At 54.5% G+C, this 14,118-nt stretch carries 14 protein-coding genes; 4 read left to right on the forward strand and 10 right to left on the reverse strand.

The window, feature by feature from the left end:
- The coding region (gene pdxK, locus CJP72_RS00790) for a pyridoxine/pyridoxal/pyridoxamine kinase (RefSeq protein WP_162379010.1) at positions 1–807 on the reverse strand (807 nt) is incomplete at its 3' end.
- An 82-nt stretch (positions 808–889) separates the two neighbouring features.
- On the opposite strand from pdxK, the gene ptsJ reads away from it, so the two are divergent.
- Together ptsJ and CJP72_RS00800 are read left to right on the forward strand one after the other, a co-directional pair.
- Entirely contained in the window at positions 890–2,185 is a 1,296-nt protein-coding gene (gene ptsJ / locus CJP72_RS00795; protein WP_162379011.1) for a MocR-like B6 salvage transcription factor PtsJ, read from the forward strand.
- A 13-nt stretch (positions 2,186–2,198) separates the two neighbouring features.
- Positions 2,199–2,915: a glutamine amidotransferase-related protein gene (locus tag CJP72_RS00800; protein WP_162379012.1), complete on the forward strand. Its 717-nt coding sequence runs from the start codon at positions 2,199–2,201 to the stop codon at positions 2,913–2,915.
- A 32-nt stretch (positions 2,916–2,947) separates the two neighbouring features.
- Here the strand turns inward: CJP72_RS00800 and cysM are convergent, their stop codons facing one another.
- From cysM to murR, 7 genes are all read right to left on the reverse strand, one after another.
- Positions 2,948–3,859, reverse strand: coding sequence for a cysteine synthase CysM (gene cysM, locus CJP72_RS00805; RefSeq protein WP_162379013.1), 912 nt, complete (start codon positions 3,857–3,859; stop codon positions 2,948–2,950).
- 108 nt (positions 3,860–3,967) lie between these two features.
- On the reverse strand, positions 3,968–5,065 hold the full coding sequence (gene cysA / locus CJP72_RS00810) for a sulfate/thiosulfate ABC transporter ATP-binding protein CysA (RefSeq protein ID WP_162379014.1): 1,098 nt from the start codon (positions 5,063–5,065) through the stop codon (positions 3,968–3,970).
- Positions 5,055–5,930: a sulfate/thiosulfate ABC transporter permease CysW gene (gene cysW, locus CJP72_RS00815; RefSeq protein WP_162379015.1), complete on the reverse strand. Its 876-nt coding sequence runs from the start codon at positions 5,928–5,930 to the stop codon at positions 5,055–5,057. Before cysW ends, cysA begins: the two co-directional genes overlap by 11 nt.
- Positions 5,930–6,763 (reverse strand): sulfate/thiosulfate ABC transporter permease CysT, encoded by an 834-nt coding sequence (gene cysT, locus CJP72_RS00820; protein ID WP_162379016.1) that lies wholly within the window; start codon positions 6,761–6,763, stop codon positions 5,930–5,932. Before cysT ends, cysW begins: the two co-directional genes overlap by 1 nt.
- Positions 6,764–7,780 carry a thiosulfate/sulfate ABC transporter substrate-binding protein CysP gene (gene cysP, locus CJP72_RS00825; protein ID WP_162379017.1) on the reverse strand — a complete coding sequence of 339 codons (1,017 nt, stop codon included), beginning with the start codon at positions 7,778–7,780 and terminating at the stop codon, positions 6,764–6,766. It abuts the gene before it with no gap.
- A gap of 305 nt (positions 7,781–8,085) precedes the next feature.
- Positions 8,086–8,877, reverse strand: a complete 792-nt coding sequence (gene ucpA / locus CJP72_RS00830; RefSeq protein ID WP_162379018.1) for an SDR family oxidoreductase UcpA — start codon at positions 8,875–8,877, stop codon at positions 8,086–8,088.
- Between the two features lie 124 nt (positions 8,878–9,001).
- The gene (gene murR / locus CJP72_RS00835) at positions 9,002–9,862 is read right to left on the reverse strand and encodes an HTH-type transcriptional regulator MurR (protein ID WP_162379019.1); all 861 of its coding nucleotides are present in this window, start codon (positions 9,860–9,862) and stop codon (positions 9,002–9,004) included.
- A 193-nt stretch (positions 9,863–10,055) separates the two neighbouring features.
- Between murR and murQ the strand changes: the two genes are divergently transcribed.
- Positions 10,056–10,952 (forward strand): N-acetylmuramic acid 6-phosphate etherase, encoded by an 897-nt coding sequence (gene murQ / locus CJP72_RS00840; RefSeq protein WP_162379020.1) that lies wholly within the window; start codon positions 10,056–10,058, stop codon positions 10,950–10,952.
- A 5-nt stretch (positions 10,953–10,957) separates the two neighbouring features.
- Positions 10,958–12,382, forward strand: coding sequence for a PTS N-acetylmuramic acid transporter subunit IIBC (gene murP, locus CJP72_RS00845; RefSeq protein WP_162379021.1), 1,425 nt, complete (start codon positions 10,958–10,960; stop codon positions 12,380–12,382).
- A gap of 125 nt (positions 12,383–12,507) precedes the next feature.
- On the opposite strand, the gene yfeX is transcribed toward murP, so the two are convergent.
- Positions 12,508–13,407 (reverse strand): porphyrinogen peroxidase, encoded by a 900-nt coding sequence (yfeX, locus tag CJP72_RS00850; protein WP_162379022.1) that lies wholly within the window; start codon positions 13,405–13,407, stop codon positions 12,508–12,510.
- A gap of 97 nt (positions 13,408–13,504) precedes the next feature.
- Positions 13,505–14,080: an RpoE-regulated lipoprotein gene (locus CJP72_RS00855; protein ID WP_162379023.1), complete on the reverse strand. Its 576-nt coding sequence runs from the start codon at positions 14,078–14,080 to the stop codon at positions 13,505–13,507.
- Positions 14,081–14,118: the final 38 nt, after the last annotated feature.

Below are 14,118 nucleotides of genomic sequence, written 5' to 3' on the forward strand. Positions count from 1 at the left end.
CGTCATGACCTCCAGCACCCGCTGTGCAGCACCTTTCGTCGCCGCCACCAGCGTTTTTCCTTTCACGAGACCGCTCACCAGTTCCGCACAGAACAGATCGCCGGTTCCTTTCAGATCGGTTTTTACCCGTGAGTGTTCAATAACATCCACCGAATCGGCGGTCACCACCGCGACGTTTATCGTCTCATCGGTTTCACCCGGTGCGCTGGTGATCACCACCCATTTCAGGGTATCGGAAAGTAGCGATTTGGCAGCTATCACGGCATCATCCAGCGTGTGGCACGGCTTCCCACTGAGCCTCTCCAGTTCGAAGACGTTGGGGGTCAGTCCTTGCGCCAACGGCAGCAGATGGCAGCAGTACGCGGCGGGAATTTCCGCTTTCACGTACATTCCGCTGTCCGTGTCGCCCATCACCGGGTCCACCAGAATACACACATCAGGGTGCGAGTCCCGGACCGTCTTCAGCCACTGCGCCAGCAGGGCGATTTGCTCCGCGCTTCCCATGTAACCAGTGGTCACGGCTTTAAGTTCGCGCAGTGCGTCACGTTCATTTAAGGCCTGAAGATAACCGCTAAACCAGTCAGCAGGGATAATGCCACCATAAAATGTCTGATAATGCGGAGTATTGCTAAACAATACCGTAGGGATCGGGGTCACCCGTAATCCCTGTGCGTTGATGGCAGGCACCGCAATGCTGTTGCCGACGCTACCATAAACGACCTGTGACTGAACGGCGACAATATCGGTCTGTATCGCCCGATGCGTATCGTCGAAGAGCACTGACTGTATTTCACTCTCCTGCCCCATAACCTTCTCCTCTCACTGGACAGCGGGCTCACGCCTCACTATTATCGTCATATGCTAAAATTCATTTTGTCATAGGTCAATAATGATCGACGGAAAAACCGCCAACGAAATCTTTGACAATATTCGTCAACATGTCGCGAGCGGCAGATTGACGCCAGGCGAAACGCTGCCGTCGGTCCGTGAACTGGCGACGGCGTTGGAGATCAACCGCAATACTGTCGCGGCGGCTTACAAGCGACTGGTCACCTCCGGGCTTGCCGTTAGCCTCGGACGCAACGGGACAGTGATCAAAGGCCTCCCATCGCCTGTCGCACTTGAAGGGAGCAATCCAGGAACACCGCTTACCGACCTCTCCGGCGGTAACCCTGATCCCCGGCGCCTGCCCGACCTCAGCCGCTACTTCACCGCGATAAACAAGTCGCCACGTCTGTATGGCGATGCGGCTGTATCTCCTGACCTCAGGAAATGGGCTACGCGCTGGATGCAGAATGCGACGCCTCATGCGGGTGAAATCGATATTACCAGTGGCGCCATCGATGCGATTGAGCGCTTGCTCTGTGCGCATCTGTTGCCTGGCGACAGCGTGGTGGTGGAAGATCCCTGCTTTTTAAGCAGTATCAGTATGCTCCGTTACGCCGGGTTTGGCGCGGCTCCGGTACTTGTCGATGCCGAAGGCATGCTGCCGGAAGGGCTGGAGCAGGCACTGCAAAAAGGGGCAAGAGCCGTTATTCTGACCCCACGGGCGCACAACCCAACGGGATGTAGTCTGAGCGCTTCGCGCGCTGCTGCGTTACACGCCATTCTGGCTCGTTATCCGCAAGTGCTGGTGATTGTCGATGATCACTTCGCGCTGCTTTCTTCATCCCCCTGGTATCCGGTCATTGCCCGCGAAACGCAACATTGGGCCGTGGTGCGTTCGATGTCGAAAACGCTCGGTCCGGACCTGCGCCTTGCCATCGTTTGCAGCGACGCGGCCACATCGGCAAAACTTCGTTTACGGTTGAACTCCGGCAGTCAGTGGGTCAGCCATCTGTTGCAGGATCTCGTTTGCGCCTGTCTGAGCGACGAGGACTTCCAGCAATCGCTTCATCATACCCGGCTGTTTTATGCCTCTCAGCAGCAAAAACTGGCGGCGGCATTACGCCATCAGGGCATTGATTCCGTCACTCCCGGCGACGGCCTGAATCTGTGGATACCGCTCCATGACGCAAGCCAGGCGGTTGCGTTTAAACTGGCAAAATCAGGGTGGCTGGTGCGCGAAGGCGAAGTGTTTGCCGTTAATACGCCAGCCCACGGCCTGCGCATTACGCTGTCGACACTCAGCGACAGCGATATCGACACACTGGCGGCTGATATTCATCAGGCGCTGCAACGCTAACTGGAGACTATAAGTGCGAGTTCATTTTGTTGTTCATGAGTCGTTCGAATCAACCGGAGCCTATCTGCAATGGGCTGAAGAACGCGGTTACGCCATCTCCTGGTCTCGCGTCTATAACGGCGAGCCCGTCCCCGCAAATGCCGATGGGTTCGACATGCTGGTGGTTTTTGGCGGGCCGCAGTCACCGCGCACTACGCTTGCCGAGTGCCCACATTTTGACTCACTGGCTGAGCAGCATCTGATCAACCAGGCCATTGTCGCGCAACGGATTGTGGTGGGGATTTGCTTAGGCTCGCAGCTGATTGGCGAGGCGCTGGGGGCAAAAGTGTGTCAAAGCCCGGAAAAAGAGATTGGTCATTATCCCATTACGCTGACCGAAGCAGGTCAACAGCATCCGTTGATTGCCCACTTTGGCTCTCCATTGATGGTGGGTCACTGGCACAACGACATGCCGGGGCTAACCGACCAGGCAACGGTACTTGCCACAAGCGAAGGCTGCCCACGGCAAATCGTGCAGTACGGTAATTTTGTTTATGGTTTCCAGTGCCATATGGAGTTTACCGCCGAAGCGGTTGAAGGACTGATTCAACATTCCGAGCAGGAACTGACCGAATCCAGAGGGAAGCGTTTTATTCGCACAAACGCGGAAATGCGTGAATGGGGTTACCGGGAAATGAATGAAAAACTGTGGCAGTTCCTGGATCTGCTGGTCGGGAAGCACCGCCAATAACAGACATGCCCGGCCATTGCCGGGCGATGTGATTAAATGCCCGCCCCCTGGCTGAAGTGCTCTTCGCCAAAGACTCCGGTCGAAAGATAGCGATCGCCGCGATCGCAAATGATCGCCACAACCACGGCGCCTGGATTCGCTTTCGCCACGCGCAGCGCCCCAGCCACCGCACCGCCGGAACTGACGCCGCAGAAAATGCCTTCACGCACCGCCAGTTTGCGCATCGTGTTTTCGGCATCGTTCTGATGAATATCTAAGACTTCATCCACCAGCGAGGCGTTAAAAATGCCCGGCATATATTCTGCCGGCCAACGCCGAATTCCCGGAATACTGCTGCCTTCTTCAGGCTGTAGCCCGACAATCGTCACCGGCTTCACTTGCTCACGCAGAAAACGTGAAACTCCGGTGATGGTGCCGGTCGTCCCCATACTGGAAACGAAATGGGTGATCCGCCCGGACGTTTGCTGCCAGATTTCGGGACCGGTGGTGGTGTAGTGTGCATACGGGTTATCCGGATTGTTAAACTGATCCAGCAGTTTACCTTCACCGTGATTGGCCATTGACGCCGCCAAATCCCGCGCCCCTTCCATCCCCTGCTCTTTGGTAACCAGGATCAACTCAGCACCGTATGCGAGCATGGCGGCACGCCGCTCCTGGCTCATGTTGTCCGGCATTAACAGTTTCATGCGATAGCCTTTCAGCGCAGCAATCATCGCCAGCGCAATACCAGTGTTGCCACTGGTCGCTTCAATCAGCACGTCGCCCGGTTGGATTTCGCCACGCTTTTCCGCCTCGACAATCATTGATAATGCGGCACGATCTTTTACCGAGCCTGCCGGATTATTCCCTTCCAGTTTGAGCCAAATTTCGCTGCCGTTGTCCGGCCCCAGACGTTGTAATTTAACCAGCGGCGTGTTGCCGATGGTCTGTTCTAATGTATTCACGTTTTCTGCTCATAAAAAAGCCGGGTAGCGCTGCGCTTACCCGGTCTACCAATGACGACGATCCCGTAAGCCCGGCGCCACCGGGCGATAAACATACGAATTAACCTATCAGGCCGATTCAGCCAGAGCAAGCTCCGCTTCGCGCGTTTCAATGCGCTGTTCGCCGTTATACAAACGCGCATTTTGCAACCCAACAAACAGGCGCTCACCGCGCACTGGCGCATCGTCACCCTGCATCACTACCGTCAGGGGTTCGTTGTACCACCCCAGAGGCTGCACAACTAATTGGGTGTAGTGGCCTTTCGGACTGGCCTCCAGCACCTGTACCGGCAACGGTGAGTCAAGACTGGTGCGACGGCTGATGTCCACTTCCCACGGGCGCAGGAACAGATCGACAGGCCCCTGATACGCCGGGGTATAGCCCAACGGCCAGCGGTGCGCCCCAACGTGGAACTGTCCGCCGCGGATTGTCCCCTGCAGACGGTTCACCTCGCCCATAAACTCCAGCACGAAGCGGGTCGCCGGCTCACGCCATACCTGATCCGGCGCATCGGCCTGCTCAATATGGCCCTGACTCATCACCACCACGCGGTCCGCCACCTCGGTGGCTTCTTCCTGATCGTGCGTCACAAAGACGCTGGTGAATTTCAGCTCTTCATGCAGCTGACGCAGCCAGCGACGCAGCTCTTTGCGTACCTGAGCGTCTAGTGCGCCAAACGGTTCATCAAGCAGCAGAATTTGTGGTTCTACGGCTAGCGCACGCGCCAGCGCTACACGCTGTTTCTGCCCGCCGGAAAGCTGTGCCGGGAAGCGATCTGCCAGATGAGCCAACTGCACCATCTCCAGCAACTTTGTCACTTTCGCTTTAATTGCCGCCGCATTCGGACGCTCACGACGCGGCAGCACCGTCAGGCCAAAGGCGATATTGTCAAATACGGTCATATGGCGGAACAGCGCGTAATGCTGGAACACAAAACCAACTTTACGATCGCGGGCATGCAGGCGACTGACGTCAGTACCGTGGAAGCGAATATGGCCGCTGGATTGATGTTCCAGCCCGGCGATAATCCGTAACAGTGTCGTTTTTCCTGAACCGGATGGCCCCAGCAGAGCCACCATTTGACCTGAAGGAATATCCAGTGAGATATCGTTCAGCACCTGGGTGCGACCAAAAGACTTCTTAATATTGGCAATCTCAATGCTCATGATTTTCCTCCTGTTGCGCGCGTTTTTCCTGATTCTCCAGGCGCCATTGCAACATGCTCTTCAAAAACAGGGTAATAATCGCCATCAGCGTCAATAACGCGGCGGCGGTAAAGGAGCCGACAGCGTTGTAGTCCTGCTCCAGTAATTCAATCTGTAGCGGCAGCGACAGGGTTTCACCGCGAATCGAACCGGAGACCACCGACACCGCGCCAAACTCGCCAATCGCACGGGCGTTGGTCAGCACCACGCCGTACAACAGCGCCCAGCGGATGTTCGGCAGCGTAACGCGCCTGAACATTTGCCAACCGGAGGCGCCGAGCAAAATCGCCGCTTCGTCTTCCTGACTCCCCTGGCTCAGCATCACTGGCACCAGTTCACGTACCACAAATGGGCAGGTGACGAAGATGGTGACCAGCACCATGCCTGGCCAGGAGAACATGATTTGCAGGTTATGCTCATCCAGCCAGCCGCCCAGCGGACCGTTGGAGCCATAAAACAACAGATACACCAGACCGGCGACCACCGGCGAGACGGCAAATGGGATATCCAGCAGCGTCAGCAACAATTGGCGGCCCGGGAAGTTAAAGCGCGTCACCAGCCACGCCAGTAACACGCCAAACACCAGATTCACCGGCACCGCAATCAATGCAATCAGTACGGTCAACCAGATGGCGTGGAGCATATCCGGGTCAGCCAGATTCTGTAATACCGGCATCAATCCTTTGCTGAATGCCTGCACGAAGATAGAGATCATCGGCACCAGCAAAATAAACGTGGACACCAGCATGCCCGCGCCAATCAGCAACCATTTCCCCCAGTTAATACGGGGCGCGTCATAGCGCTTTAATTGAGTAACGTCCGCCATCAGTGACCTACCACACGTCGACCAAAGCGACTTTGCAGAGTGTTAATCGAAAACAGCAGTAATAACGACGCGGCCAGGATAACCGACGCTATCGCGCTCGCCGCCGGATAATCGAACTCCTGCAAGCGAATAAAAATCATCAGCGATGTCACTTCGGTCTTCCACGCGATATTGCCCGCGATAAAAATCACCGCGCCGAATTCTCCCAGGCTGCGGGTAAAGGAGAGCGCTACACCTGCCACCAGCGCCGGAGAGAGCTCCGGCAACACCACCTTGCGAAAACTCTGCCAGCGAGTCGCGCCGAGCGTCTCTGCCGCTTCTTCATATTCCGGGCCTAACTCTTCCAGCACCGGTTGCACCGTACGCACCACAAACGGAATGCTGGTAAACGCCATCGCGACCGCAATACCGAGCCAGGTATAGGTGACTTTGATATCAAACTTTGCCAGCCACTCGCCGTAAAAACCGTTGACCGAAAACAGCGACGCCAGCGTCAAACCCGCAACCGCCGTCGGCAGGGCAAACGGCAGATCCATCAACGCATCCAGCAGAGTGCGCCCCGGGAAGCGGTAGCGGGTCAAGATCCACGCCATCAGCAGGCCGAACACGCCGTTAAACATCGACGCTACAAAGGCCGACAATAGCGTGACTTTATAAGCTGCAACCACCTGCGGATTAGTGATCACGTCCCAGTACTGCGCCCAGCTCATTTGCGCCAACTGCATCACCAGCGCACTGAGTGGCAGCAGCAAAATCAGGCAGACAAACAGCAGGCTGGTGCCCAGGCTTAAAGTAAAGCCGGGCAGCACGCGTCTGGAGGAGACGGCTAACATTTACGAACGCCCCGCCGCCAGCAGTTTGTCCAGTTCACCACCACTGGCAAAATGGGTTTTCATCACCTCAGGCCAGGCGCCAAACGTATCTTCCACACGGAACAGTTCAGTTTGCGGGAATTTGTCTTTCAATTTGTCCATCACTTGCGGGTTATTCACGCGGTAGTAGTAATCAGTGATGATGGTCTGCGCCTGCGGGCTGTACAGATAGTTCAGGTAGGCTTTCGCCGCTTTCTCTGTGCCGTTGGCCTGCACGTTTTTATCCACCCACGCCACCGGGAACTCGGCGAGGATATTGACCTTCGGCACCACCACTTCAAAACCCTGCGCTTCATACTGTTTGCGAATGTTGTTTACTTCCGATTCAAAGGTGATCAACACATCGCCCAATCCGCGCTCCACAAACGTGGTGGTTGCACCGCGGCCGCCGGTATCAAACACTTCGACGTTTTTCAAAAATTGCGTCATGAATTGCTCGGTTTTGGCTTTATCGCCACCGTCTGCTTTATCCGCTGCGCCCCACGCGGCGAGGTAGGTATAGCGCGCGTTGCCGGAGGTTTTTGGGTTCGGGAAAATCAGTTTCACATCTGCCCGTACCAGATCATTCCAGTCATGAATATTCTTCGGATTACCCTTGCGTACCAGGAACGCCATTGTTGAATAGAATGGCGAACTGTTATTTGGCAGACGGCTTTGCCAGTCCGCCGGGAGAAGTTTGCCTTTATCGTGCAGGATCTGCACATCCGTCACTTGGTTGTAAGTCACGACGTCGGCTTTCAGGCCCTGTAAAATCGCCAACGCCTGTTTTGATGAACCGGCATGAGATTGTTTAATCGTCAGCTTGTCGCCGCCGTTGTCTTTCGCCCATTGCTGTTCAAACGACGGGTTCAGGGCGGCAAACAGCTCGCGGGAAACATCGTACGAGCTGTTCAGCAGTTCCGTTGCCTGCGCCTGGCCGGCCAGTAACAGAGACGCTACCAGCGCCAGAGAGCTTTTTTTCAGTAAGTTAACGGCCATTGCGCACCCTTATAAATTTAATGACGTAGAGCCTGCCCCCATTAGGCGTAATTGTTGCAGGCAGTTTGGACATGGACAGCGCGCAAGAACCGGAGCGTACACAGAGTACGTGAGGATTCTGAGCACTGCCCGGGGCCAAAATGCCAAATAAAATAGCCTAATGGGTCAGACTCTTTCTATTTGCCATCATATTTATAACTAGCGTCAAAAGAGTAACGGTTTTATATACCGTTTAATGATTTGAAAGTTGAAAAGAGAATAAGAGAACACCTCCCCACCGACGGTGAGGAGGTCATACGCGTCAATCAGACACCGACGCTGACACTTTCCGGCAGCGTGCTGCCACCGTCAATGACGTTTTGCGTTCCCGTCAGGTAGCTGGATTCATCGGAGGCGAGGAAGGCCGCAAGCTCACCGACTTCAAGCGGGCTTGCCAGGCGGCGCATCGGGATCGCTTTCGCCATCTCGGTCAGTACGGACTCTGGATCGTCCGGATTGGACTGCCGGGCAATGCTTTCCGCCATCGGGGTGCGCACGTAGCCAGGACAGATCGCATTCACCCGAATCCCCGCCTGTGCAAATTCTACAGCCAGTGATTTGGTGAGACCGACCAGCGCGGCTTTGGATAAGGCATAGGCGGTTTCACCTGGGTCGGCAACCATATCGCCCGTCACGGAAGACATCATCACAATGCGCCCGTCGTTACGCTCGATCATTTCGGGCAGCACGGCTTTTGTGACGTTCCAGACACCTTTAATATTGATATCAATATGTAAATCCCGGTCCTCCTCGCTCATGTCAAGAAAGTTACCTAACCGGCAAACACCCGCATTATTGACGAGAATATCAATTTTACCTTCCGTCTCCTTCGCGCGGGCAATCGCTGCAGCAACAGAGGCGGCATCCCTGACATCAGCATGAACCGCCGTACAACGATGGCCGCGCCCTCCCAGCTCGTCCGCCAGTTTTTCAATCTCATCGGAGATGTCCAACAAAATTAAGTTCGCGCCGTGGCGAGCAAACACCCTGGCGATCCCTTCGCCAATACCTTGTGACGCGCCCGTAATCAGTGCTGTTTTACCCGTGAGTTTACCCATTTCAATGTTCTCCATTTGAATACAGAGCCTTACACTCCATTAACATTGAAAATACAGCAATAACAAATAAGTGCTGCGGAACAGCTCACTAATTCAGGTAAATCTTAATTAAAAAATCAGTACGCTATTTACCTAGCTGCTTAATAAGCTGGCTACTGCGTTCGATCATGCGCAGGGACTCAACGTCGTTAAGCTGTACCATGCCGATAAAGAGAAGGTCGGTCACCGAATTCTGCGCGGTCCGCGTAGACATCGAAGAGCTTCGCCATTCGGTTTCCCCGGAGACGGTGTCCAGCGTGAAGTGCGCCAGGCGGCGTAGTGGAGAATCACTCAATGATGTGATAGCGACGACAGTGGCCCCTTGTTTACGCGCAGCTTCAGCGCACAACACGATTTCCTTTTTCGAACCGCTGTAGGAGATAGCTATCTGCACATCTCCTTTTCGCAGGGCCTGCGCGACCGTGGCCTGGACATGGGTATCCACCTCGCAGGCAACGCGGTAGCCAATTTTCATGAGTTTGTACGATAAATCCCGTCCCACCAGGGACGAACCGCCGACTCCGGTTATCTGAATGAGACTGGCTTTGCTGATAGCCCCAATAACCGCTTGCAGGCGAGTGAAATCCATCAGTGCGCAGGTTTGTTCAAGGGCAAACATTTTTTCGCGATTAAGCTTGCGGGCGATCACTTCCAGAGTGTCTTCACTGGTAATGGTACTGTGCAGATGCAGCGCCGTATCATGTTTTTTTTCCCGGCTGATACTGTGCTCTTCAATCAACGCCATTCGGAGTTCAGTAAAGCCTTTGGCTCCAAGCTTCTGGGCAAATTTCACGATGCTGGACTGACTCACATCCAGCTGTTTTGCCATGCTACGGGAAGAAACCGCCTTCAGTTCACTGACATTCGCCAAAAGAAACCCGGCAATTTTCTGCTCATTTTCAGTAAATTCGCCCTCTGCACTGCGCATTTTCGTCAGATAAAACATATCGCTTCGGCTCCCGTCATCATGGAATCAAAAATTCCAAACTCTCGGCGCAGCATACCATAAAGGCATCAGAGTTTGATTGTCCTCACACTCCACATCGAGACTCAATGATTCTCATTATGTTTAATTTTATGAAATATATGATTCCAACTATAGTATAGAGTAATGACGAACCAGTAAGGCAGTCCGCACAATGAAACTTGAAAAGATGATTACCGAAGGGGCTAACCGCGCCTCTGCAGAAATTGACCGTGTATCGACATTAGAGATGTGCCAAATCATTAATAATGAAGATAAAACCGTTCCCCTGGCGATAGAACGCGTGCTGCCAGACATCGCCGCAGCCATTGATATGATTACGGCTCAGGTCAGCGCTGGCGGACGTCTGATTTATACCGGCGCAGGAACGTCAGGCCGCCTTGGCGTCCTTGATGCCAGTGAATGCCCGCCAACTTACGGCGTGGCCCCTGGGGTCGTCGTGGGCGTAATTGCCGGAGGCGATCGCGCGCTACAGCACGCCATCGAAGGCGCAGAAGATGATCGGGAACTCGGTATCAACGACCTGAAAAGTCTCGCATTGAACCACAACGATGTGGTGGTGGGCATCGCTGCCAGCGGTCGTACGCCGTATGTGATTGCCGGACTGGAATATGCACGTAAAATCGGTTGCCGGACGATCGGAATATCCTGTAATCCGGGCAGCGATGTGTCAAAAACCGCAGAACTGGCCATCACCCCTGTCGTCGGTCCAGAAGTCGTCACCGGTTCTTCTCGTATGAAAGCCGGCACCGCGCAAAAACTCGTTCTCAATATGCTCTCGACCGGGCTGATGATTAAATCAGGTAAGGTATTCGGCAATCTGATGGTAGACGTTGTTGCCACCAACGAAAAGCTGCATGCCCGGCAGGTCAATATCGTCAAAAATGCAACAGGCTGTACCGAACAGCAAGCTGAAGACGCGTTGCTGGCGTGTGCGCGTCACTGCAAAACCGCCATTATCATGTTGCTGAAAAACCTCGATGCAACAGAAGCCAGGTTGCGGCTTGAGCAACACGGCGGCTTCATTCGCCGGGTACTGGAAGAGGAATAACGCGAATGGCAAAAGACATCAGTAACGAACTCCTGAATCGCATCCTCGATCGGGTCGGCGGCGCAGCGAACATTGCCAAATGCGGCAACTGCATGACCCGCTTGCGCCTGTCAGTGCATGACAGCAACTTGGTTGATCCTGCCATTAAAACGCTGGAGGGGGTGAAAGGCGTCGTTATCTCTGATAACCAGGTGCAGGTCATTTTTGGCCCGGGTAAAGCGCAACGCGCGGCAGATGCCATGAACGTATTGTTGGGTGAAACGGTGCCCCCACAGGCTGCGGAAATCGCGGCGCAGAACAAACGCCAGATTAAAGCGAAGCAGACATCCGGGATTCAGCAATTTCTGTCAACCTTTGCCACTATTTTCACCCCGCTGATCCCCGGCTTTATTGCCGCGGGTCTGCTACTCGGGATTGCGACACTCATCGGCACTGTGATGCACGTCCCGGCCGATGCGACCGGCACGCTTCCCGATGCGCTGAACTTTATGAAGGTTTTTAGCAAAGGACTCTTTACCTTTCTGGTCATTCTTATTGGTTACAACGCGGCGCAGGCGTTTGGCGGCACAGGGGTTAACGGTGCAATCATCGCCTCGCTGTTCTTGCTGGGGTACAACCCAACGGCCACCACGGGCTATTTCTCCGGTCTTCAGGATTTCTTCGGACTCTCGATAGACCCGCGCGGCAACATTATTGGCGTTCTGATCGCCGCATGGGCCAGCGCACGCATTGAAGGTCTGATTCGCCGTTTTATGCCTGATGATCTGGATATGCTTCTGACCTCCATGCTCACTCTGGTGATCACAGCCATTCTGGCTTATCTGGTGATTATGCCGCTGGGCGGATGGCTATTCGAAGGGATGTCGTGGCTCTTTATCCATCTCAACAGCAACCCGCTGGGGTGTGCCGTCCTCGCCGGGCTTTTTCTGATTTCTGTCGTCTTTGGCGTCCATCAGGGTTTTATTCCCGTCTATCTGGCGTTAATGAGCAGCCAGGGGTTTAACAGCCTTTTTCCGATTCTTTCGATGGCGGGCGCAGGCCAGGTTGGGGCTGCACTGGCGCTCTACTGGCGGGCTGAAAAACACAGTACGTTACGTAGCCAGGTTCGCGGCGCGATCATTCCAGGTTTACTCGGCGTCGGCGAACCGCTGATTTATGGCGTCACATTGCCACGAATGAAACCTTTTATTACCGCCTGCTTTGGCGGTGCTGCCGGGGGGCTGTTTATCGGTCTGGTGGCCTGGTCCGGTCTGCCAATGGGGTTAAACAGCGCCTTTGGTCCCTCCGGTCTGGTGGCTCTGCCATTAATGACCTCAGCGCAAGGTATTCTCCCTGCAATGGCGGTATATGCCGGCGGCATGCTGGTTTCATATATTGCCGGATTTATTTTTACGGTGCTCTTTGGCTGCCGTAACGTGAATCTGGATTAAAACATGACGCGTTGCTTCTCTGTTTACCCTTCGTTTTCCCCCGCGCCACGCTAAAACGGGAATAACAAAAAGGCCAGTCAGTGATATCACTGGCTGGCCTTTCAACGTGCAAAACAGTTAACGTCTTACAGCGCCATCAAACGATCCAGAGACGGCGCAAAGTAATAACCGCCAGTCACCGGTTTGGTGAAGCGCAACATGGCATCGCGCTTGCCGTCGGTGTCGCCGAACATGCTCAACAACTGCTGTTCGATATTGTACAAACGCGCGCAGTAGGCGCAGAAATAAAGGCCATGAGTACCGCTGGCAGTACCGTATGGCAGACTCTGGCGGACGATTTTGAGTCCTTTGCCGTCTTCTTTCAGATCCACGCGACTCAGGTGAGAGGTCGCCGGGCGATCGTCGCTATCGATCTCTTCGTTGGCTTCTTTGGTGCGGCCAATCATCATCTCTTGATCGTGGATGCTCATGCGGTTGAGCTGCTTCAGGTTGTGCTCCCAACGCTGAACGAACACATAGCTGCCGCCCGCATCCACGCCGTCTTTAATGACCGCAACGTCACGGCGCGTCTCAACGCCCGCCGGGTTTTCCGTCCCATCAACAAAGCCGCTGAGGTCGCGCTCTTCTACCCAACGGAAACCGTGGATCTCTTCTTTCACCTCGATGCAGTCGCCAAAGGCTTCCATCGCCGCCTGCGCAACCGAGAAATTCACGTCATGACGTAGGGACAAAATATGGATCAGCACGTCGTACTGTGTTGCCGGCGCCAGACCTTTACCGTAAGGGATAAAATCTTTCAGCTCCTCTGCGCCCACGCCGCCGCTGAGGGCACGCCAGGTGTTGTTGCCGAAAGCCACCACTGCGCCTAAATGCGCATCAGGGAATTTTGTTTCGAAGGTTGCCAGTTTGTCGGCAAACGCTTTGCTCGCCGCACGCAGGGCATCAACCTCCCCTTTCACATTGGCTTCAATCCAAATCGCCGCACGGCAATGTTCTGGCAAAATGCCACTCTGAACCTGAGACATCATTCCTCCTGAATATGAGAATGCCACGACTTCGTGGCATTATTGATGGGGGCTATTGTAACCGTTTTTTCTGCCAGGCGGTTTGTTCCGACGCAAATTAACGACGCCAGATAATTTTGCTCACCGTCCAGTTTTTCAGCGTGTCATCAGAGGGCATTAAACCTTCCGGACCACTCCACTCGCCAGAGAAAACATAGCTAACATGCTGACTTCCTTCCGCTTTACACTCTACGGCATTGCTATCATCGCCTGAGGCCAACTCGCAGTTGCCAAATGCTTTACTGTAAAGGTCGCTAAACGGTGTACCGATCTCAACACCGGTGTGTGCCGGAATCTCGCTGTCCATGACAGCAATCCGACTAATGGTTCCCTGGTCGCCGTTGATCACCATCGCCACCTGGTCACCCTTCATCGCCTCGAAATAACGTACCACATTGCCGTTATCCGTTTTCATCCCGCTACGCAGGCGATAGTCGCCATCCAGCGCATCGGCAATGGCGTTTTCATCAAGCGGGGTGGATGCCGTTAATGCTCCTACGCCTTGTTCGGTCACTTCTGTCGATGAGCCAAACCAGTTCCACGGGTTGGCCGCAGACCAGTTCACCGAAGAGAGCGTGGAGCAGCCGGTTAAGGCCAACGGCAAAGCACATACCAGTAAACGCAGCGATTTCATCTCACTTCCTTTCTTGATTAATTAACCTTGGTTGGAGT

Source organism: Citrobacter sp. NCU1 (assembly GCF_010231475.1).
In the GTDB taxonomy this organism is placed as follows: domain Bacteria; phylum Pseudomonadota; class Gammaproteobacteria; order Enterobacterales; family Enterobacteriaceae; genus Citrobacter_D.

Bases quoted from the DNA above. Each gene is read 5' to 3' on its own strand.
- ptsJ (WP_162379011.1), top strand. From the start codon at position 890: ATGATCGACGGAAAAACCGCCAACGAAATCTTTGACAATATTCGTCAA.
- cysA (WP_162379014.1), bottom strand. From the start codon at position 5,065: ATGAGCATTGAGATTGCCAATATTAAGAAGTCTTTTGGTCGCACCCAG.
- cysW (WP_162379015.1), bottom strand. From the start codon at position 5,930: ATGGCGGACGTTACTCAATTAAAGCGCTATGACGCGCCCCGTATTAAC.
- cysT (WP_162379016.1), bottom strand. From the start codon at position 6,763: ATGTTAGCCGTCTCCTCCAGACGCGTGCTGCCCGGCTTTACTTTAAGC.
- cysP (WP_162379017.1), bottom strand. From the start codon at position 7,780: ATGGCCGTTAACTTACTGAAAAAAAGCTCTCTGGCGCTGGTAGCGTCT.
- ucpA (WP_162379018.1), bottom strand. From the start codon at position 8,877: ATGGGTAAACTCACGGGTAAAACAGCACTGATTACGGGCGCGTCACAA.
- murR (WP_162379019.1), bottom strand. From the start codon at position 9,862: ATGTTTTATCTGACGAAAATGCGCAGTGCAGAGGGCGAATTTACTGAA.
- murQ (WP_162379020.1), top strand. From the start codon at position 10,056: ATGAAACTTGAAAAGATGATTACCGAAGGGGCTAACCGCGCCTCTGCA.
- murP (WP_162379021.1), top strand. From the start codon at position 10,958: ATGGCAAAAGACATCAGTAACGAACTCCTGAATCGCATCCTCGATCGG.
- yfeX (WP_162379022.1), bottom strand. From the start codon at position 13,407: ATGTCTCAGGTTCAGAGTGGCATTTTGCCAGAACATTGCCGTGCGGCG.
- CJP72_RS00855 (WP_162379023.1), bottom strand. From the start codon at position 14,080: ATGAAATCGCTGCGTTTACTGGTATGTGCTTTGCCGTTGGCCTTAACC.